Raw genomic sequence first — 20,223 nt, 5'->3', positions numbered from 1 at the left:
TCGTAGAGGCGTCGCTGAACGGACTGCAAAGGGACGTGATCGCGCCGTCCCGATCCGGCAGTAAGGTGGTCGCATGCGCAGCATGCTGAGGAAGGCGCCGAGTCGGGTGGGGAAACTCGACCGGAAACTCGTACGCGCCGTGTCCGGCCTCCCCGGGGGCACTCATGACGACTTTTTCCGGCGGCTTTCCGCTGCGGCGAACAAGGGCAAGCTCTGGTTCGGCATCGCCGCCGTGATGGCCCTCTTTCCCGGCAGGACGCGGCGCGCCGCGCTCCACGGCGTGCTGGCGCAGGCTGTCGCCTCCGCGGTCACGAATCTCGGGTTCAAAACCCTGCTGCCGCGGGCCCGCCCGCTGCCGGAGCACCTGCCGGTCTTCAGGTTCGTCCACCCCCAGCCCAAGAGCTCCTCCATGCCCTCGGGGCACTCCGCCTCGGCCGTGGCGTTCGTCCTCGGCGCCGGACTTGTCCGGCCGGCCCTCGGCGCCGCGCTGGCCCCCCTCGCGGCGGGTGTGGCCTACTCCCGGGTCCACACCGGAGCCCACTGGCCCTCGGATGTGTTCTTCGGGTCGGCGATCGGCGCGGGGGCTGCCCTGGTCACCCGGAAGTGGTGGCCCGTCCGGCCGCCGGTTCCCGAGCTCCGCCGCACTCCGGTGAAAGCCGCAGAGCTCCCGGAGGGTGAGGGCCTCGGCATTGCAGTGAACACGTTGGGTGGTTCCTACGCGGAGGAAACCGCAGCCGCGCTCCAAAAAGTATTCCCCAAGGCGTATATAAAGGAGGTTGCCCCGGACGAGGACCTCGCGGAGGAGATCGCCCGGGTGGCCGGCCGGCCCGGGATTGTTGCCCTGGGCGTCTGGGGCGGCGACGGAACGGTCGGTACGGCGGCGGCGGCCGCCGTCGAGCATTCCCTTCCGCTCCTGGTCCTGCCGGGCGGCACCCTCAACCACTTCGCCCGGGACGCCGGAACGCCCAACCTCGCGGCCGCCGTCGAGGCCGCGACGCGCGGCGAAGCGGCGCGGGCTGATGTTGGCAGGGTGTCCGTGGAGCGCGGACTGCGGGCCAGCCCCGAGCTGTTGCACCTGACCATGCTCAACACCGCGAGCATCGGCCTCTACCCGAACCTGGTCCGTCGGCGCGAACTGCTCCAGCCGGCCCTCGGCAAACCCCTGGCCGGCGTGGTCGCCATGTTGCGGACGTTCGCCGCCGGGACGCCCACCGCCCTGGTCGTCGACGGGGTGCGGCACAAACTGTGGATCCTGTACATCGGCCGCGGACGGTACTACCCCCGCGACCACGCCCCGCTGGTCCGCCCGGTGCTCGACGACGGGGTGTTCGACCTCAGGATGATCACCGCCGACGAATCCTTCGCCCGGCTCCGGCTGCTGTGGTCCGTGCTGACCGGAACCGTCGCCACCTCCCGGATTACCCACCTCAGCGAATCCAGCAGCATCCGGGTGGAACCGGGGGACACCAGCATGGTCCTGGCCGTGGACGGCGAGGTCATGCCCGGGGTGCGCGGTGTCGTCTTCTCGGTCACGCCCGGCGCCCTGACCTACTACTCGCCGGCATCCTGACGCCGGCATCGTCATCCTCCCGGACTACCCTGATTCGACCCTGAATCATCCCTGAGACCGGCGAAACCGGCTCCCCGCCTCGGTAGCGTGGTGTGTACACCAACCCCCATTGCTAGGTAAAGGAACGCTTCCATGATCGAAGCACGAGGCCTGACCAAGGTTTACGGCGACAAGACCGCCGTCGCCGGAGTCAACTTCACCGTCGAAGCCGGCCGGGTCACCGGCTTCCTGGGCCCGAACGGAGCCGGCAAGTCCACCACCATGCGCATGATCATGGGGTTGGACCGGCCGACGTCGGGCACCGTCACCGTCAACGGCACCCCGTTCGCCCGGCACGCCGCGCCGCTGCGCGATGTCGGCGCGCTGCTGGACGCCAAGGCCGTCCACACCAGCCGCTCCGCCTACAACCACCTGCTGGCAATGGCCGCCACGCACAGCATCCCGAAAAAACGCGTGCACGACGTCATCGAGATGACGGGTCTGGCCGACGTGGCCAAAAAGAAGGTCGGCGGATTCTCCCTCGGCATGGGACAGCGGCTCGGGATCGCCGCCGCGCTGCTCGGCGACCCGCAGACGGTCATCCTGGATGAGCCGGTCAACGGGCTGGACCCGGAGGGCGTCGTCTGGGTCCGCAACCTGGTCAAGTACCTGGCGTCCGAGGGACGCACGGTGTTCCTCTCCAGCCACCTCATGAGCGAGATGGCCGTCACCGCCGACCACCTGATCGTGATCGGCCGCGGCCGGATCATCGCCGATGCGCCGATCCAGGACATCATCACCGGAAAGGGCCAGATCCGCACCCGAGTCCGCACCGACCAGCCGGACCGGCTGATGCACCTGCTCGCCGGCGACGGCGTTTCCGTGGAGCTGCAGGAGAACGAACTGCTCGAGGTCACCGGCCTCGACCCGCGCCGGATCGCCCGCGCAGCCCTCGACAGCCACGTCATGATCTACGAACTCACCCCGCTTCAGGCCAGCCTCGAGGAGGCCTACATGGAACTGACCAAGGATGAGGTCGAATACCACTCACTGATCACCACGGGCGCTGCCGCCCCCGTCCAGTCCGGAGGCAACTAAGCCATGAGCTCAACCACTCTCGATCCCTCCCGCCGCGGCGCACACGCCGGCACCGGTGGCGCCCCGGCCGGCGGGATGTCCGGCACCAGCACCGGCCCGGGCCCCAGCTTTTTTCGGGTGCTGAACTCCGAATTCATTAAGTTCCGCACGCTCCTGTCCACCCTGATCCTGCTGGGCTGCACCGTCCTGGTCGTGGTGGGCTTCGGTGCCCTCTCCGCCTGGGGAACGGGACAGTTCGCCGAGGCCGCGGCCACTGATCCGCAAGCGGCCGCTGCCTTCGCCGCCCAGGGCGGGGACCTCGCCGTCGGCGTCCCCACGTCCGGCATCGCGTTCGCCCAGCTGATCCTGGGCTCGCTCGGGGTGCTGCTGATGAGCTCCGAGTTCACTACCGGTATGGCCCGCTCCACCTTCGCGGCCGTCCCCCAGCGGATCCCGGCCTACGCCGCCAAGCTCCTCGTGGTCATGGTGACGGCGTTCGTCCTCACCGCGGCCTCCGTGTACCTGGCCGGCCTGGTGGCGCTGCCGATTCTGGACAACTACAACCTCAACCTGGACCTCGCCAGCTCCCAGTCGGTGAAGATGCTGCTCGTCAACAGCCTCTACGTTGCCGCCGTTGCCGCCATCGGCATGGCCCTGGGCTCGCTGATCCGCAATTCCGCCGGTGGCATCATGAGCCTTGTCGGATTGTTCTTCGTGGCACCGATCGCCTTCCAGCTGATCCCGGGCGACTTCTTCGTCGAGGCCCGCAAATACCTGCCGGGCAACACGGTCGAACCCATGACAGCCGTGCAGCACGTCCCGGACACACTGGAGGCCTGGCAGGCCGCGATGGTGCTGGGCGCCTGGGTCGTCATCCCGGTGGTCCTGGCCGCCGTGTTGCTGAAGAAGCGGGACATCTAGGCTCCCGGCCCCCGTCTAGGCTCAGAGCATGATCGATGCAGTTCCCGTGAAGGACGCGCCCGCCGGCCAGGCTGACGCGTCCTTCGCGGAAATCACCGCCCGACGCCGGGGGCGCATCCGGCGTTACCTGTTCCAGCACCCGCGGGCCATGGATGCCGTGGTCGTGGCCTGCTACCTGCTGCTGGTGACCCCCGCCGCGGCGGAAGCCGTGCGCGACGGCGTGTGGCCCGTCGTTGTGCTGCTCGTCCTGGCCGCGGCGGCGCTGGTGTTCCGGCGGAGCCGTCCGGTACAGGTGGTCGCCGTCGTGGCGGTGCTGGAGCTGGGCGTGGCCGTGCTGCACCCCTGGGGTTCCAGCGTCTCCGCCGGGCTGTGGTTTGCGCTCTACGCCGTGGCGGCGGCGCGCAGCCGCGGGTTCGCGCTGGTCTGCCTGGCGGCGGCGACAGCACCGCTGGTGTTCCTGTATTTCCTGCTGGCCGTTGGTCCGCTGGACGGCCGGCTGCCGGACATGGGCGTGAACACGCCGGAGAACTTCCAGCTGATCACCAGCATCGCCGCCGCCGTCAGCATCACCCTCTCCAACGTCATCGCCACCGGCCTCGGCGTCTCCGTCCGGCAGCGGCGCGAGCACGAGCACGAGATTGCCGCTTGGGCCGCGAGGGCCGCTCGCCTCGGGTCGGTCACCGAACGCAACCGCATCGCGCGCGAAATGCATGACGTCGTGGCGCATTCGCTCACGGTGATGGTCAGCCTGGCGGACGGGGCCGCCGTCGTGGTCAAAAAGGACCCCGCGCGGGCGGCGGAGGTCCTCGGGGAACTCTCCCGCACCGGCCGCACCGCCCTGGCGGACATGCGGCGCGTCCTGGGCGTGCTGCGCGAGGACTCGGCCCCGGGGCAGGCTCCGCGCGAACCGCTCGCGGGCGGGGACAGCCTGGGCAAACTTCTGGAGGGTTTCCGCACAGCGGGGCTCCCGCTGCACTACACGCACACCGGCCCCTCGCTGCCGGACGACGCCGCGTTCCAGCTGACGGTGTACCGGATCGTGCAGGAGTCCCTGACGAATGTGCTGCGCTACGGCCGATCGCTGGGGCGGGTGGACGTGGCCATTGCCCGGACGGGCCCTACGGTCAGCATCGACGTCGTCGACGACGGCAAGGGCACCGTGGACTCCGGCGGCTCCGCAGCGGCGGCCCGGCAATCCCCCGGATCCGTGGGCACGGGCCGGGGCCTCGCCGGAATGCTGGAACGGGCACGAATCTACGCGGGCACCGTGGAGGCAGGGCCGATCGCGGATCACGGCTGGCGTGTGCACGCCGAGCTGCACTGGAACGGCGACAACGGAAGTAAGGGCACATGAGTCAAGGGGAACCGATGAGCGAGACCGGACCGATCCGCATCCTGCTGGTGGATGACCAGCCGCTCCTGAGGATGGGCTTCCGCCTGATCCTGGAAGGCGAGGACGATCTGGGGATTGTCGGCGAGGCCTCCGACGGTGCCGATGCGATCCGCCAGGTCCGCGAACTCACGCCCGACGTGGTGCTGATGGATGTGCGGATGCCGGTGCTGGACGGGATCGAGGCCACGCGGGCCATCACCAAGGCGGGGGCCACCGCGAGGATCATCATCCTCACCACCTTCGACCTGGACGAATACGCGTTCGCCGGGCTCCAGGCCGGCGCCTCGGCCTTCCTGCTCAAGGACGTGGCACCCGCCGAACTGATCAGTGCCGTCCGGGTTGTGGCGAGCGGTGACGCGGTGGTCGCGCCGCGCATCACCCGGCGGCTGCTCGAAACGTATGTCCGGGGCAACGGAAATGGCCCGGCCGGCGGCGGCGCCCCCGGTCAGGAGGCGTCCGGCGGCACCCCCGCCGGAGTCCGGCCGGCCCGGGATCCGCTGCTGGAGGACCTCACCCCGCGCGAAACCGAGATGCTCGGGGCGATGGCCGAGGGGCTGTCCAATGCCGAGATTGCGCACCGGTACTTCCTCTCCGAGGCCACGGTCAAGACCCACGTGCGCCGGATCCTCACCAAGCTCCACCTGCGCGACCGGGTCCAGGCCGTGGTGTACGCCTACGAGACCGGGCTCGTGGTTCCCAGCAACCCGGACTACTAGCCCGGCCACGGGCTGGCCGGCCCGCGGAGTCCGAAGCAGTGGTTTCAGGCACATTACCGAATTGCCCGTGAGGCAACTTCCCTTGCTCTATGGGCCTCTTTGCTGGAGTTGTGCCCTTCTTCGTGCTCCGTCATTTGTGGGATTGCACAGAACAGGCGCTTCCCCGCCCGGTCTAGGGTGAAACGTCAATGTGGTCCGCCGCACAAGTTTTCACGGTTTATCCGCGGACCCGAACAATCCACGAAGGACGGCGCTTCATGCAGGCTGACCAGCAGCTCTCGAAATCCCTGAAACCCAGGCATCTGTCCATGATCGCCATCGCGGGCGTGATCGGTGCCGGCCTGTTTGTCGGCTCGGGCGCGGCGATCCAGCAGGCCGGTCCCGGCATCCTGGTCGCCTACACGGCGGCGGGACTCGTGGTCATCCTGGTCATGCGGATGCTCGGCGAAATGGCGGCGGCCAATCCGGAGACCGGATCGTTCTCGACGTACGCGGACAAGGCCCTGGGCCGGTGGGCAGGATTCAGCATCGGCTGGCTGTACGCCTGGTTCTGGATCATTGTGCTCGGCATCGAGGCCACGGCCGGTGCGGCGATCATGCACCGCTGGGTGCCCGGGATCGACCAGTGGATCTGGGCACTGCTGCTGATGGTGGTCCTGACCCTGACCAACCTGAGCTCGGTGAAGTCCTTTGGCGAGTTCGAGTTCTGGTTCGCCTCCATCAAGGTCGCGGCGATCGTGCTGTTCCTGCTCTTCGGCGCCGCTGCCATCCTGGGCCTCATCCCGGGCGTCCCGGCCCCCGGGGTGAGCAACCTGCTGGAAAACGGCGGCTTTATGCCCAACGGGCCCGGTGCCGTGCTGGCCGGCATCCTCGTGGTCGTTTTCTCCTTCTTCGGCGCCGAGATCGCCACCATCGCGGCCGGAGAATCCGAAAACCCCGTCGACGCGGTCAAGAAAGCCGTGAAGTCCACCGTCTGGCGCATCCTCGTGTTCTACATCGGCTCCATTGCCATCGTGGTCACGCTGCTGCCCTGGAACTCCGCCTCCGTGGCCAAGAGCCCGTACGTTGCCGTGATCGAGCTGTACGGCATCCCCGGCGCCGGCACCATCATGGACATCGTGGTGCTCACCTCCGTGCTGTCCTGCCTCAACTCCGGCCTGTACACCGCCAGCCGGATGCTGTTCTCGCTGTCCCGCCGCGGCGACGCGCCGCGGTCCTGGATGCGGATCTCCAAGCGCGGCGTTCCCGCCGCCGCCGTCCTGGCCTCCACCGTGGTCGGCTTCATCACCGTCGGCCTGAACTACATCGCCCCGGACACCGTGTTCCTGTTCCTGGTCAACACCTCGGGCGCCATCGCCCTGTTCGTCTGGCTCGTGATCGCCGGTTCGCAGCTGATCCTGCGCCGCCGGATGGGCGCCGCGGCCAAGGACCTCCAGTTGAAGATGTGGCTGTTCCCCTACCTGACCTGGGTCGCCATCATCAGCATCGTCGCGCTGCTGATCGGCATGGTGGTCCTGGAGTCCACCCGGGAGTCCCTGCTGCTCTCCCTGGCCCTCGCCGCCGTCGTGGTCGGTATCGGCGTCTGGCGCTACCGCAAGAACGGCGGGAAGCCCGCGGCAATCGGCGACGCCGGTGCCACTGCTGGTTCCGGGACTGTGGCGGCCGCCGAAGAAGCCACCGTGGGTGCCGGCCCGGCCTCCTAACTCCCGCCCGGCCCCGGGTCCTCCAGCACCACGGGACATGCCCTCCCCACCCGCGCTGCAGTGGACATACTGGCATTGTGTCCACTCGGTGCGGCCGGCGGAGGGCATGTTTGGCGGGCCAGGTGGGACATGCCCAGTCCTGGGCCGGCGGGGAGGGCATGTCCAGCGGCCCAGGTGGCACATGCCCGGTCCTAGGTGCCCGCGGGGCGCATGTCCCCGCCCCGTCCGCGCCGGGCCCGCTCCTCGCAGGCCACAGCGGGTTCACAGGGAGGGCCTAGCCAGGGCATAGTGCCCCGGGGTTCCATGGACGCATGACCCTTTCCCCGCAGCCACCGCATGAGCCGCACCCCAACCACGACCGCGGCCTGGAGTTCGACCTTTCCACCCTGATGAGCCGCCGGGCGCTGGGCATGTTCCTCGGGGCCGGCACGGCCGCCGCCCTGGCTGCCTGCACCCCCGGCGGCTCCTCAACCGGTGCCGCGTCCGCCACGGCTTCGGCGGGGTCGACGGCGGCAACCTCCGGAAGCGCCGCGGCCACCGGCACGCCCTCATCCGCCTCGCCCACCCTGACCCGCGCCATCGCGGAATGCGGCGTCGAAATCCCGACGGAAACCGCCGGACCGTATCCCGGCGATGGCTCCAACGGGCCCAACGTTCTGGCGGCCTCGGGCGTGGTCCGGCAGGACATCACCACCAGCTTCGGCACGTCCGGTACCAAGGTCGACGGCGTCCCGCTCACCGTGACCCTGACCCTGCTCGACAACGCCAACGGCTGCGCGCCGCTGGCGGGGGCCGCCGTCTACGCCTGGCACTGCGACAAGGACGGCAAGTACTCCATGTACGACGCCGGACTCAAGAACGAGAACTACCTCCGGGGCGTCCAGGAGGCAGACGCCAACGGCCAGGTCACCTTCCAGACCATCTTCCCGGGTGCCTACAGCGGCCGCTGGCCGCACATCCACTTCGAAGTCTTCGAGTCCATGGGCAACGCGACGGCGGCCGGGCAGGTCCTCGCGGTGTCCCAGATCGCTCTGACCGACGCCGCCTGCAAGGAGGTCTACGCCTCGGCCGGCTACGAATCCAGCGCCCGGAACTTCCCCCGGACCACGCTGATGTCGGACAACGTGTTCGGTGACGACGGCGGCATCTACCAGCTCGCCACGATGTCCGGGTCGGTGTCCGGCGGGTACACGGCCGGACTCAACGTCACCGTGTAGGAGCCCTCCGGCCGACGGCACGGCGCTAGACTCGGAGCCATGCCTTCAGAGTCCAACGCCGCAGCCCACATCCAGGACCTCGGCGCGTACGTCACCGCGTCGCCGTCGAGCTTTCATGCCGTCCACGAGGCCGCCCGACGGTTGGACGAGGCAGGATTCACTGCCCTCGACGAGCTGCAACCCTGGCACGGGACCGCCGGGACGGGGAAGTTCTACATGGTCCGCGACGGGGCGATCATCGCCTGGGTGACACCGGAAACGGCCGGTCCCACCACCGGCTTCAACATCCTGGGCGCCCACACCGACTCGCCGTCATTCAAGCTCAAGCCCAGGCCCACCACGGGCAAGTTCGGCTGGCTGCAGGCCGGCGTCGAGGTCTATGGCGGTCCGCTCCTCAACTCCTGGCTGGACCGCGAACTGCAACTCGCAGGGCGCCTGGTGATGCGGGACGGGACCCAGCACCTCACTGCGACCGGACCGCTTCTGCGGTTCCCGCAGCTGGCTATCCACCTGGATCGCGCCGTGAACGAGGGGCTGACCCTGGACAAGCAGCAGCACATGAACCCGGTCTACGGCCTCGGCGATCCGGCGGTTGAAGACCTGCTGGGCCTGCTGGCGGACCGGGTTGCCGGCGCGGATGTGGACGCTGCCCTGATCGGCGGCTACGACGTCGTCATCGCCGACACCCAGCCTCCCGCCGTGTTCGGCGCGAAGGGCGAGTTCTTCGCGTCCGGCCGGCTGGACAACCTGTCGGCTACCCACGCCGGGCTCACCGCACTGATCGCGCACGCCGCCGCGCCGCTTCCGGCCGGGACTCCGATTGCCGTGCTGGCCGCGTTTGATCACGAGGAGATCGGTTCGGCCTCCCGTTCCGGCGCGAGCGGGCCCGTCCTCGAGGACGTGCTGGTGCGCATTTCCGACGGCCTGGGCGCCTCGGAGAGCCAGCGGCGGCAGGCCTTCGCGGCGTCGTTCTGTGTCTCCGCCGACGCCGGCCACGCCGTCCACCCCAACTACGCCGAACGGCACGATCCGGCGAACCGGCCGGCCCTGAACGGCGGCCCGCTGCTGAAGATCAACGCCAACCAGCGCTACGCCACGGACGCCGCCGGCGCCGCCCTCTGGGCGCGGCTGTGCGCCGACGCCGGCATCCCGTACCAGGAGTTCGTCTCCAACAACGTGATGCCCTGCGGCTCCACGATCGGTCCGCTCACCGCCACCCGCCTCGGCATCCGGACGGTCGACGTCGGCGTGCCCCTGCTGTCGATGCACTCCGCACGCGAGCTCTGCGGCGTCGACGACCCGCACCGGCTGGCCAAAGTCACAGAGCTGTTCTTCCGGACCGCAGCCTAGCGCGGAGCCCGGCATACTGGCGGGCACCACAAAACTGGTGCGGATACCCACATAGTCACGCCCCCTCGGTACTGGCGACGCTGGGCCGCGCCTACGGTTGAAAGCATCGGATGCTCTGCAGTTATGGGGCCCTTGGTTCGGGGCCTATAGGGGAGTGAGCTTCCCCGTACCTGCTTGGAGTGCAGGGGAGAATACCGGTGACGCCGAGGCGTCCCCGTTTTCACCCTGTCAGGAACCTCGGAGAAAGGCTGAAGCGGGTGGACACTCTCAGCGTGGGATTGGGGATTTCCGCAGCCGTGCTCGGTCTCGTCGCGGTCCTTACCCATCCCAATCGCCGGAACATATTGTCCTTCCTGCTAGGGGTTTCTGCGGGACTTGTGGGATTCCAGATTTTCAGAATCCACGCCTTCACAATCCTGGTTGTCCTCTGGGCCTGCCTTCCCCAGGAAACTACGAACAAGAGCGCTCCGAAGCATGTTGCAGTGCTGGCAGTCGCAGCGCTCCTGCTCGCGTCAACCACGTTTCTCGGCGAACTCGTCAACAGTCCGACGCTTGGTCTTCAGCTCCTTGGGCTCGCCGGGTCAGCTGCAATAGTGGCGTTGAGGGCCAGCCGCCGGGATGCCAAGGCCATGCTGTGGGGCCTGTTAGTCATCTCGACGATCGGAAGCGCTGTGGGTTTGCTACAGGTGTTCCGAATCATCCCGATGGATCTCTGGCATCTGGACGTCAGTACAGTCGGGCGTCCGACCGGTATCTATCCGGAGCCAGACTGGCTGGGCATGTTTTCTGGAATCGGGGTGCTCCTGGCCTGGCGCCTAGCCATGTCGCGGCCGCTGAAAGTCAGCTTCGTTGTCATAAACCTCTCCGTGTTCGTCCTGGCCATGGCGCGGGCATCATGGGTGGCGCTCCTGGTGTCCATCTGTGCCGCCTGGATCGCGGCAGCCATATTCAAGCGGGAGAACTTGCCCCTGAGCGGCAGCGAGGGCGGGCGTCGTGGACGTGTCCCTGCCGTGGTGGTGGCTTCGCTGGCGACGTTCATCGTGCTGTCGGCCGTTCCTCAGCTGCAGGAAGACCTTTCTGTCAGGGTTTCCACTCTGCTGGGGACCGTCCAAGCGGACGATATTTCCGGGCAGGCACGCATCAGGCAAAACGACTCCCTGTTCGCTTTGGCCGAGTCGGTCCCCGTCTACGGGCATGGACTCAGCGCCGCAGGAAGAGTCGGGGTCTGGGGCCAGCTCAACACCGAAGGTGCATCTGAGAACAATGTCGCCAGCAACTGGGTACTGGGAATGTGGGTCGACGGCGCCTGGTTCGCCGTTCCCCTGGTTGTGTATCTCATGGGTCTTGCGTTGGCACGCGTACAGACCATCCCTGGGCAGCTCCTACTTTTCACCCTCGTCTGCAGCCTGTTCTCCAATGCTTTTTTCTTTCCCGTCACCTGGTTCCTGGTGGGGTTGGCGATCGTCGCTGTCCGGCCACCGGGACGCAGCCAGTTGCCGGAGGCACCTGCCCTGCCGGCACTAACTCCCGATCCCCATCCCGTCGGAGGATTCACGGCCACTTCGGTTCTCATCCGTGCCACGACAACTGGCACCGGCCAAGTTTCAAGCTTTCTACGCGGTTCCGGGGCAGCGATATTGCGACCCCTGGACCGACTGAAGAAACGGCCGCGGCACAGAATGGAACACCGTGCCATTGGCGGTCAAACTGCAGGCTGGCCCCCACCCGAATCCTAACTTGTCGCGGATGCTCTCAAGCAGACGGACGGAAGCAGCCCTGGGCTGATTTGGAGCTGGGCAGATCTTTGGCGTGGGCCACGGGCCGGATTGACCGGCCCCCTCCCCGGCCCGAATGTTCGGGGGCCCACGATGTCGCGGGCGACAGCCTGGTCAGACCATATACGCCGGTTGCGTTCCCGCAGGAACGATGTCCGGGCTGGCGCGCACCGCCTCCCTGCATCCGGACGTCTGGCGCGAGATGGCCCCGGCGGCCCACAACCGCTCCGTCCCTCCGGCGGAGACCGTCGCCGCCGGGACCAAGGAACAGGGGCGCCCTGACGGACCACACCCCGGGCAAACCGCACCAGGCCGTCGGTCCGGTTCCGTCCCGAACTACAGGGGAACCAGCGACCACACCGGCGCCCCTCCGGTCACATCGTCCAGACGATTACCGAAGATTCGAAAAAGTCATGAGGGATGCCCGCTGGGGACCTGAGCCGTCGTTTTGCCAGCCAAATCAATGGCCGCTTCGAGGGCCAGTTCGTAATTGCCGCATACGCCGTCCCAGCCGTAATGGGAGACCGCGCGTGCCTTGTTTGCTGTCCGCGCTTTTGCCCGCAGGTCCGCATCGGTCAACATGCGGCGGAGTCCGCGCTCAATCGCAGCTGAATCCGGAGCGACCAAGTGTTCCTGGCTGTTGAGTACTTCGGCGTTGTACGGCGTGAGGCGTGCCACGACGGGAGCCCCACACGCCATTGCCTGGACCAGTGCAGGATTTGTTCCACCTACACTGTGACCGTGGAAGTAGGCTCCGGCGTGTTGCCAGAGGGAGTGCAATTTATTGTCGTCACTGAGGTGTCCGAGCCAGGTGACGTTCGTATGGCGCTCACTCAACTCCCTGGCCTTCTCGTCCAGGACCCCCCCATATCCACCGGATCCCACAATGACTACTGGATAGTCATCGGCCAGGAGGTCCGCTGCCTCAAAGAACTCCGTGACGGTGTTCTCGGGGACGAATCGGGCAACCATCAGGACGTAGGAATCGTGTTCCAGTCCTGGAACAACCTCGAGGGGACGGGAAACGTCCCCACCATACGGGATGAAGACACAGTCCCTGCCGAAATCCTCTTTCCATCGTCTCTGGATCTCAACAGAGTCGCCCACCAGGACAGTGCCAAACCGAGCCGTCATGCGTGCGCCCAACTTGAACACAAATTTCGCAAAGCGATTCCACTTGGCGCGTTCCCATTCGATGCCGTCGACATTTACGACGCTCGGGACTCCGCGGAGCTGAAGCAACGGGAGCCAAAAACCGTTCGCGACATTCATGACAAGCGCCACGTCAGGCTTCTCCCACAGACAATGAAGCACTGAGGAGAGACCGAACGAGAGAGTGCTGAGTGATTTGCTTTCCAGTCCTACGGTATTTGTCGTGCGGATGCGGTGGTCCCGTGACTCATCGTTGTCTTTAGTCGCACCAGCCCGGCAATAGACGTTGACATCCCAGCCCGCCGCGACCAAAAATGGCGCGATCTTTCTGACGGCAGTCTCAAATCCTCCGTAGTAACTTGGGTAACCGCGCGTACCAATAACAGCGACAGTCTTGGCCATCTCATCCTCCTTGCATGTTCAAGCCAGTTCAGTGCCAAACACTCAATTAGTGCTGCCTGGAGGCCTCTAGGTGATCCGCGGCGGGACCTGTATCGGGGCCGGCGCCGTCCGCAGGTTTCCCAACGAGATGTGCGGACCGGGCATGGGCCTTATCCTCGACGATTCTTGTGACGGCATTCGAGAGTTCCGACTGGGACGACTCCTCCGACGCCGTGGAACTGACGTCGCCAGGTTCACCTATATACGCTCCGTAGTAGGGGTAGGCATCCACGCCTTTTGTTGGGACGCAATTCACAATCGTGCCCAGAATCGAAGCTTTGACTCTCCGCAGGTTTGCGTACGCCTGTGCCAGCTCGTCCCGGGTTGTGCGGCCCGCCCTCGCAACCACGATCACGCCATCAGCCAGTTGCGACAGGATCGCGGCATCGGTCACCGCGAGCAGCGGCGGTGCATCAATGAGCACGGTAGCGTGCGCCGAAAGCGTCTTAAGCATTTGTTTCATCGCCTCGGAGCCGAGCAGTTCGCTTGGGTTTGGCGGGGTCGGGCCAGAGCCCAGAACGGACAGGTTCGCAAGTTCGCCCCAGTCCTGAAGGACTTCGGACAACGTTGCCTGCCCACTGAGTACGTTCGTGACGCCGACCCCGGGGACCACATTGAAAATCGCCGCAAGCCTGGGACGCCTTAAATCTCCGTCCACGACGACCACAGGATCCCCCGCAGCGGCCATGGTAAGGGCCAAGTTTCCGACGACTGTTGACTTGCCTTCAGAGGTCACCGAACTTGTGACAACGATGACCCGAGGGGGATTGTCGACGTCGAGGAATTTCATATTGGTGCGCAGCGCGCGGAGGGCCTCTGTGAAAGCATGGTTCCGGCCGCCCGATACCGGCAGTTCGAGGCATTCCGTATCAAGCAAGGTGGCTGCGCCGGCGCTGCTGAGCCTTTCATCGAGGGGAAGCCTGCCAATCACGGGTACGTCGAAAAGGCGCTCGATCTCCGCCACGCTCCGCAGGCGACGATCCAGGTGATGACGAAAGAGTGCGGCGGCATATGCCAGCAACAGTCCCCCGGCCACTCCGAAAAGCGCCGCGAGACCGACGTTCGGCGAAATGGGGGAGGTGGGAAGGGTGGCCATATCCAACGCAACCAGGCCCACCGCGGGAAGTGGGACAGCTCTAGGGGCCCCCACAGCCGCGGACGTCTCAAGCTGCTGGACTTGCTTCGCCAGTTCGGTGATCCAGGCGTCCGCCACGCGCTGAGCCGTCGCCGGATCCGGCGATTTTGCGCTGATACGAATCTCAGCCGTTTCCAAAGGGACGCTCACCGTGATCGTTTTGAGCAGCGCATCCGCTGAAGTGTCCAGGTTCGCGGTTTCAATGACCCGGTCGGCCAGGAGCCTGGATTCAGCTATGGACTCGTAGTTCTTGATCTTTGACTTTGCCAGGGTGTCGCCGGAGAGCAGTACGTCAACATTCTCCGATCCCACCGTGAGCACAATCGCGCTGGCTTCGGCTGCGTAGATGCGCGGTTGAAGGACACCCCACAACGTAGCCAGCAAGGTGACGATGATAGTCACCACGGCAATGGACTTCCAGTAGATCCGGGCTACGCGGATGTACTCGTTGACCCCCATTCCTCCGACAACTTCGTCGCTGTGGCCAGCGTTCAGATTAGTCACGATTTGGTTCCTCCTTCTGGTTACCGAGCTAGCATTTGCTGGAATTGTGTTGCACGTGCTGCCCAGGAATGACGGGACGCGAAGTCCCGCCGGAGCTTGTCCATATCCTTGTTGTCCCGCGAAGCCAAGGCACTGATGACACTGCTGACGAAATCTTCGGGGGTGGGGCTAAGGGATATGAGGTCCGTATTCAGCCAGTGAGCCGACGGCGTTTCGGTGGAGACCACAGCCAGTCCCGCGGAAAGATACTCCAGTGTCTTGAGCGGGAAACTGGCGCGGTTAAAAGGGGTATCCGCGTACGGGGTTATTCCCACCCCCGCAAGCCCAAGTTGTTGCTGCACCTCGTCAGTTTCAAGTCGTCCCAGCCAGTCGACGCCCTCGGCCGCAAGAAGGGAATCCAATCTTCGTCCGAAAACCGGGTCACGGTCGGTCCGTGGTCCGATCACGACCAAGGGCACTCCGGAGGCCTGCAAAGCCTCCAACACCCCGATGTCCAACCGTTCGTTTAGCTGGCCCACCAGGCAAGCGGTTGGCCCTCGTTTCAGGAAAGGCGGCGCCGGTGAAATTTGCGCGCACCCGTTGGGTAGTACCTCAAAAACAGGGCCTCCGGACGATGAATCGGGTGAGTCCGGCAGCAGTTCTACCAGCCGCACCAGCAGTGAGTCGGAAACGGCTGCAACCGCATCGGCCCGGGCTAGGTTCAGTTGAAGCACGCGCCGCAGTTCCGGCTGCGGGACACCGATCAGCTCAGATCCTTCCAGCCAGTCGTCCGTAACAAAAAACACTCGGCGCCCGCCCAGACCCCGCGGGAACGGGGTGAACGCGTGGGCAACGACAACTGCCGCTGGAGCCCAATTCAGCTCCGTTAGAACAGCACTCGTTGCTCGGTTCAGTAGGGCCGCCTTGACTCCGCGGAGTACGGGCCGCGCGGCTCCCCTCATGGGTGGAACCTTGAGCCGCCATAAGTTCTTGGTTACCTGGGAAAGTGCACGGTCCCGTGCCTTGACGCGGCCGGAGACGAACGAGAATACCGAATCCCTCGCCGAAGTCAGCGTAAGAGACTCCGGTGGGTCCACCCACAGCACGGGACGTGAGCGTGCGATCTCCGAAACCAGACATTTGTCCGTCCCCGAGACTCCATCCCAGCTGGTTCCGGCTATCCAAACGATGGCGCCAGTCGCTGTCATGGCGCCGGCTCCGCCGGCGTTGCTGGAAATGCATCCACGAACGGTGAACCGATGGTTTCCGCACCGTATGTAAGCAGGACGTTGGCCCCCTGGAGATCGCTCACCGTGCACGCTCCAGTTGGACCCCTAGGCTACTGATTCCGGTTCCCGTAAGGCCGTCGCCGCCCACAGGGGAGGACTGGCCATCGTTACTCGAACTGCGTGATACCGCTTCCAGCACGGAGAGGACCCGCAGGCCGGATGCACCCCCCGTGCGGGCTTCGCGCCTGTTATGGATGCAAGAGGCCAGTTCCTCCACCACCTGGCCGAGGGCTTCCCGTTCGGGCAACGCCGGGGACCAGGTGTCGCCCAGCCGGTACGAAACGGCGCACGCTGTCCTCTCGCCGGTCGACCTAGCCTGTCGGTCCATGCTCACTCGCCGGTCATAGACGCTGAGTCGTTGCTGCGGGTTGAGGTCGTCCCACACCAGGGTCCGCAGCGATCCAGCGATCACCATCTGGCGAATTTTGGTGGGACTCAGCCAGTTCACATGCAAGTGCGCTGTAGCGTCGTTGGGAAGCCTGAAGTTCAGGTGACCCACGCAGTCCCGGCCCGTGCCCAGCGGGTCCGCCCCGGACGCTGAAACCTCGGCTGGGTTCAGACCGCCGGGTAGGACAAAGTCGAGGATCGCGAGATCGTGGGGGGCCAGGTCCCAGAACACGTCAACATCCGGTTGAACCAGGCCCAGATTGATCCTGGTGGAATCCACGAAGAGAATTTCACCTAATAATCCTGCCTCCACCATTTCCTGCATTTTCTGGACGGCAGGTGTATAGCAGTAGGTGTGGTCAGCCATCAGCACCAGGCCGTTTGTCTCGGCTTCCGCCACCATTTCCAAGCCGTGCGCCCGGCTGTCGGCCAGCGGTTTTTCCACCAGAACGTGCTTACCGGCGCGCAATGCCGTCATTGCCGTCCTGTGATGTGTGCGGGCCGGCGTCGCGATCGCAACGGCGTCCAGGTCGAACGTATCCAGCAATTCCTCGAGGGATTCGACGACGGCGATGTCGCCCAGCATGGCGGCCAGCCTGACTGCCCGCTCGATGTCCAGGTCGCAGATGGCCACCAGGTCCCAGTCCGGACTTTCCTGCAGGTTGCGGGCCAGGTTGGGCCCCCAGTACCCGGCCCCGACGACCGCAATCTTCAATTTGTTTGTGGGCTGCCGGTGGGTGGCGCCGTGGAACGGAGGGGGGAAGGCTCTCATGATTCTTCCTTTTCCTGGTGTGTGATTAGAAGGCCTGGAGAGTGGTTAGTAGGCGCCGGTGGGCCTGATGACCGCGCGGAATGTCCGCCACGGAATCAGCAGCTCACCGCCAGGGGGGTGGCCGCGCGGTCCAGCACCCCAGATGCCGCGGATGCACCGGTGGATAGAAGGCAGGTCATCTGGGAACGCGACTGGACGCCCAGCTTCCTATATATGGCAGTCAGGCGCACTTCGACGGTCCTCACCGATACGAACAGTGACGCCGCAATTTCCTTGTTGCGCCAGCCACGGGCCACGAGTTGCACGAGTTCGCGCTCCTGGTTCGAGAGCAGCAGCAGGGCCGGGCTCTGGATCTCCGAAACATCCGCCGCGCCGTCGCCGAGGAGTAGTGCGTCTGCTTGCTGTGTCCACGACTCGGCGCCGGCCTCTTCGAACAGCGCCCTTGCTCGCAGCCTGGAGTTCCTGGCCTCTTTGGACCGGCCGGAGGTCTCCAGCCGGTCCGCGAAGCAAAGCAATGTCCGGGCCCGTTCGAACAAGGAATCACCTTTCTGCCACAAATCAAGGGCCTGGTGGAAGAGTTCCAAGGAATGATCGCCACCCGCTACCAGCGCCCGGGAACGGGAAACCGCCATCAGCAGCCATCGGGATGTCAGCCCGGCTGACCGTTGCTCCATCCTGGCGAGGGCGCGGACGGCCTCGCGTCGGCGACCCAACCTAGCCAGGACCTCGACCAGATCCGACTCACAGCGCAGCAGGGCGGGGTTGCCGAAGTCCATTCCGAACTCGGCGGCCCTGGAAAGCAGTGTGCAGGCCTCCTCCAGGTCGCCCCGCATCAGCGCAAAATGCCCCTCGCAGGCGAGCAGTTGCGCTGCAACCTGCGGCGGCGCGCCCACACCGACGAACTTCCGGGCCTCTGAAAGGCAAGCCTGAGCCTCTTGGACGTTCCCGGTTGAGTGGGCCCGCCAGAGGAGCAAGTATTCGCGCATCCCACGGTGATACTGCCGGCTGGTCGCGGAACCGGCAATTTCGGCTATGAGTGCAAAGGCGGAACGAAAGTTTCCGGCACGGATTTCGTTGTCGGCCGCGAAGTAGCGGGCGGTCTCACTCCAGTTCGTGTCGCTGACGGCACTCAGATTATGGACGAGAGCAAAGTGGTCGCGGGCCCCCTCGTAATCCTCGGCATACGTCATGGCACGCCCGCGGAGCAGCAGCGACGCTGGGGAACTGTTGCCGCCGTCGGCCGCTTGAGAGATTCGCCCAACGACCCCCTTGACGGCGTTGGCCAGGAGTCTTGCGCGCTGGTTTACGGCCAAGGCCCCGCCGGGGGCCCCGGAAAGGAACGGCTCCGCCGACTCCAGCAATTGCTCAACGTCTCCAACTTGCCAGCGGTCGGCCAGGTGGAGAGCGCAGATGGACAGAAAAAAGGCTGATAGTCCAGGATCGTGATGCCCGAATTCCTCGACTAACCGGGCCATCAAGCTCGGCCTCACCGCATTGCCCTGCAGAAGCTCCAATTGAACATCGAGCCCTGTAAGGCGAAGGGTTAGGGACCGGTCCTTGGTGATTCGTAGTGCCCAATCCAGATAGCGTTTCGCGTGAACGAATTCACCCCTGCTGAACAGCACCTCCGCGACCGTGCCGAGCCGGGCAGCCGTCTCCGCCTCCCACGGGTTAATGGCGAGGGCCCGCTCAATGTATTCGACCGCAGACGGGGTTTCCTCCGCCCGCACAAGTTCAATGGCCTGGCGGAGCAGCCTGAAGGAGGTGTCGCGCCGCGCGGCCGCGGTGTAACTCAAGTGCCACGGCCACGCCTGACGATCCACAGTTTCGGCAGCAGCAGCCAACGCGTGGTGATGCGCGGTTCTTTCCGTCGGTGGCATGGCTGAAAAAACGTGCGCACGAAGCATTTGATTCTGGATTCTGACGTGCGACCCGGAACGGACGGCCATCCCGACTGACACAACTTCATCCACCCCTGCCCAGACGTCCCCCGGTATTTCCTTCAGAAGACTTGTGCTAGTTCTGCACGAAAGGGAGAGGAGGTTGATTGCCCGCCGTGCGTGTGGTGAAAGCGCCGAAACCGATGCCGCAAGGTCAGGTTCGAAGCTTCCGTTCCAGTGCAGGGGGACGGGGAGGGTGCACTGCCCCTGTAGTTGCCGTTCCGTCAGCTGGTTGCAGAGTTCAATCGATGCCAGCGGATTGCCGTGGGTAGCCGCTGCAACAGCATGCATCGTTGCTTTGCTTCCGTGGCCCTGCGTCAAGGAGTCGAGCATTTTTACAGTGTCGCCAACGTTCAGATTTTCCAGCCGAAGGCTGGAAAGTCGCGCAAAAGGGCTTCCCGGCGCCTCATCCCGCATGCCCGCAATCAGGACGAGGCCTGTGCCTGCGAGGCGACGGGACAGGAAGCCCAGAACAGTCTGGCTGGCAGGATCAAGTTCATCAGCGTCGTCAATAACTACAACCGTCCGGTCTGCAGACCATTGTCGGAGCGCGCCAAGCAGCATGGTTGACAGTTCCGCAGAGTCAAGGTCTCCGCGCGGTGAGGATGCCATGTAGTCGACCAGTGGTGCGAGGGCGGGGTCATCGATGCCATGGAGCAGGGCGGTGATGCCAGAAAAACGCCACTTGGATTCCGACGAATTTGCCCGGAGCAAAACTGTCCGGTGATCGTGCAGGTTCGGTATCTCCGCGAGCAATGATGATTTGCCGCTCCCGCGACCTCCCGTAACCGTCAGCGCACCTTCGCTGCGGCTCCGGATCAGAGCATGAATGCGCGCAAGTTCCTTGTTGCGGCCGAACAAAACCATGGGTGTCCCCATTCCATCCCAAAGAGACTCTTCAGCGGGAGTGGTTTTCAGTGAGA

At 65.4% G+C, this 20,223-nt stretch carries 14 protein-coding genes; 9 read left to right on the top strand and 5 right to left on the bottom strand.

From position 1 onward, the window contains the following. The first annotated feature begins 73 nt into the window (after positions 1 to 73). From AC06G6_RS20075 to AC06G6_RS20035, 9 genes are all read left to right on the top strand, one after another. A complete protein-coding gene (locus AC06G6_RS20075; protein ID WP_479825088.1) occupies positions 74 to 1,570 on the top strand; it encodes a bifunctional phosphatase PAP2/diacylglycerol kinase family protein in 1,497 nt (498 codons plus the stop codon). A gap of 132 nt (positions 1,571 to 1,702) precedes the next feature. Then, the gene (locus tag AC06G6_RS20070) at positions 1,703 to 2,647 is read left to right on the top strand and encodes an ABC transporter ATP-binding protein (protein ID WP_479825086.1); all 945 of its coding nucleotides are present in this window, start codon (positions 1,703 to 1,705) and stop codon (positions 2,645 to 2,647) included. Positions 2,648 to 2,722: 75 nt separating this feature from the next. Continuing rightward, entirely contained in the window at positions 2,723 to 3,547 is an 825-nt protein-coding gene (locus AC06G6_RS20065) for an ABC transporter permease (protein WP_479828785.1), read from the top strand. A gap of 28 nt (positions 3,548 to 3,575) precedes the next feature. After that, a complete protein-coding gene (locus AC06G6_RS20060) occupies positions 3,576 to 4,901 on the top strand; it encodes a sensor histidine kinase (RefSeq protein WP_479825084.1) in 1,326 nt (441 codons plus the stop codon). Between the two features lie 14 nt (positions 4,902 to 4,915). Next, positions 4,916 to 5,656, top strand: coding sequence for a response regulator (locus AC06G6_RS20055; protein ID WP_479825082.1), 741 nt, complete (start codon positions 4,916 to 4,918; stop codon positions 5,654 to 5,656). Between the two features lie 257 nt (positions 5,657 to 5,913). Next, positions 5,914 to 7,359 (top strand): amino acid permease, encoded by a 1,446-nt coding sequence (locus AC06G6_RS20050; RefSeq protein ID WP_479825080.1) that lies wholly within the window; start codon positions 5,914 to 5,916, stop codon positions 7,357 to 7,359. 311 nt (positions 7,360 to 7,670) lie between these two features. Continuing rightward, positions 7,671 to 8,576 (top strand): intradiol ring-cleavage dioxygenase, encoded by a 906-nt coding sequence (locus AC06G6_RS20045; protein ID WP_479825078.1) that lies wholly within the window; start codon positions 7,671 to 7,673, stop codon positions 8,574 to 8,576. 39 nt (positions 8,577 to 8,615) lie between these two features. Beyond that, the gene (locus tag AC06G6_RS20040; protein ID WP_479825076.1) at positions 8,616 to 9,926 is read left to right on the top strand and encodes a M18 family aminopeptidase; all 1,311 of its coding nucleotides are present in this window, start codon (positions 8,616 to 8,618) and stop codon (positions 9,924 to 9,926) included. Positions 9,927 to 10,183: 257 nt separating this feature from the next. After that, on the top strand, positions 10,184 to 11,662 hold the full coding sequence (locus tag AC06G6_RS20035) for a hypothetical protein (protein WP_479825074.1): 1,479 nt from the start codon (positions 10,184 to 10,186) through the stop codon (positions 11,660 to 11,662). Between the two features lie 450 nt (positions 11,663 to 12,112). On the opposite strand, the gene AC06G6_RS20030 is transcribed toward AC06G6_RS20035, so the two are convergent. The 5 genes from AC06G6_RS20030 to AC06G6_RS20010 all read right to left on the bottom strand — a co-directional run bounded on the left by AC06G6_RS20030 (position 12,113) and on the right by AC06G6_RS20010 (position 20,167). Beyond that, positions 12,113 to 13,255, bottom strand: coding sequence for a glycosyltransferase (locus AC06G6_RS20030; RefSeq protein WP_479825072.1), 1,143 nt, complete (start codon positions 13,253 to 13,255; stop codon positions 12,113 to 12,115). Between the two features lie 46 nt (positions 13,256 to 13,301). Further along, the gene (locus tag AC06G6_RS20025) at positions 13,302 to 14,933 is read right to left on the bottom strand and encodes a tyrosine-protein kinase domain-containing protein (RefSeq protein WP_479825070.1); all 1,632 of its coding nucleotides are present in this window, start codon (positions 14,931 to 14,933) and stop codon (positions 13,302 to 13,304) included. A gap of 20 nt (positions 14,934 to 14,953) precedes the next feature. Continuing rightward, positions 14,954 to 15,718 carry a glycosyltransferase gene (locus AC06G6_RS20020; protein ID WP_479825068.1) on the bottom strand — a complete coding sequence of 255 codons (765 nt, stop codon included), beginning with the start codon at positions 15,716 to 15,718 and terminating at the stop codon, positions 14,954 to 14,956. 502 nt (positions 15,719 to 16,220) lie between these two features. Beyond that, positions 16,221 to 17,360: a Gfo/Idh/MocA family protein gene (locus AC06G6_RS20015; RefSeq protein WP_479825066.1), complete on the bottom strand. Its 1,140-nt coding sequence runs from the start codon at positions 17,358 to 17,360 to the stop codon at positions 16,221 to 16,223. A gap of 95 nt (positions 17,361 to 17,455) precedes the next feature. Beyond that, entirely contained in the window at positions 17,456 to 20,167 is a 2,712-nt protein-coding gene (locus tag AC06G6_RS20010; protein WP_479825064.1) for a helix-turn-helix transcriptional regulator, read from the bottom strand. Between the last annotated feature and the right edge of the window lie 56 nt (positions 20,168 to 20,223).

The organism is Arthrobacter sp. CJL-S3 (assembly GCF_056711635.1).
This window is presented reverse-complemented; position numbering and strand designations above follow the sequence as displayed.

Coding starts and splice junctions, on each gene's coding strand:
- AC06G6_RS20060 (WP_479825084.1), top strand. CDS start 3,576: ATGATCGATGCAGTTCCCGTGAAGGACGCGCCCGCCGGCCAGGCTGAC.
- AC06G6_RS20050 (WP_479825080.1), top strand. CDS start 5,914: ATGCAGGCTGACCAGCAGCTCTCGAAATCCCTGAAACCCAGGCATCTG.
- AC06G6_RS20075 (WP_479825088.1), top strand. CDS start 74: ATGCGCAGCATGCTGAGGAAGGCGCCGAGTCGGGTGGGGAAACTCGAC.
- AC06G6_RS20065 (WP_479828785.1), top strand. CDS start 2,723: ATGTCCGGCACCAGCACCGGCCCGGGCCCCAGCTTTTTTCGGGTGCTG.
- AC06G6_RS20015 (WP_479825066.1), bottom strand. CDS start 17,360: ATGAGAGCCTTCCCCCCTCCGTTCCACGGCGCCACCCACCGGCAGCCC.
- AC06G6_RS20045 (WP_479825078.1), top strand. CDS start 7,671: ATGACCCTTTCCCCGCAGCCACCGCATGAGCCGCACCCCAACCACGAC.
- AC06G6_RS20030 (WP_479825072.1), bottom strand. CDS start 13,255: ATGGCCAAGACTGTCGCTGTTATTGGTACGCGCGGTTACCCAAGTTAC.
- AC06G6_RS20070 (WP_479825086.1), top strand. CDS start 1,703: ATGATCGAAGCACGAGGCCTGACCAAGGTTTACGGCGACAAGACCGCC.
- AC06G6_RS20055 (WP_479825082.1), top strand. CDS start 4,916: ATGAGCGAGACCGGACCGATCCGCATCCTGCTGGTGGATGACCAGCCG.
- AC06G6_RS20010 (WP_479825064.1), bottom strand. CDS start 20,167: ATGGTTTTGTTCGGCCGCAACAAGGAACTTGCGCGCATTCATGCTCTG.
- AC06G6_RS20040 (WP_479825076.1), top strand. CDS start 8,616: ATGCCTTCAGAGTCCAACGCCGCAGCCCACATCCAGGACCTCGGCGCG.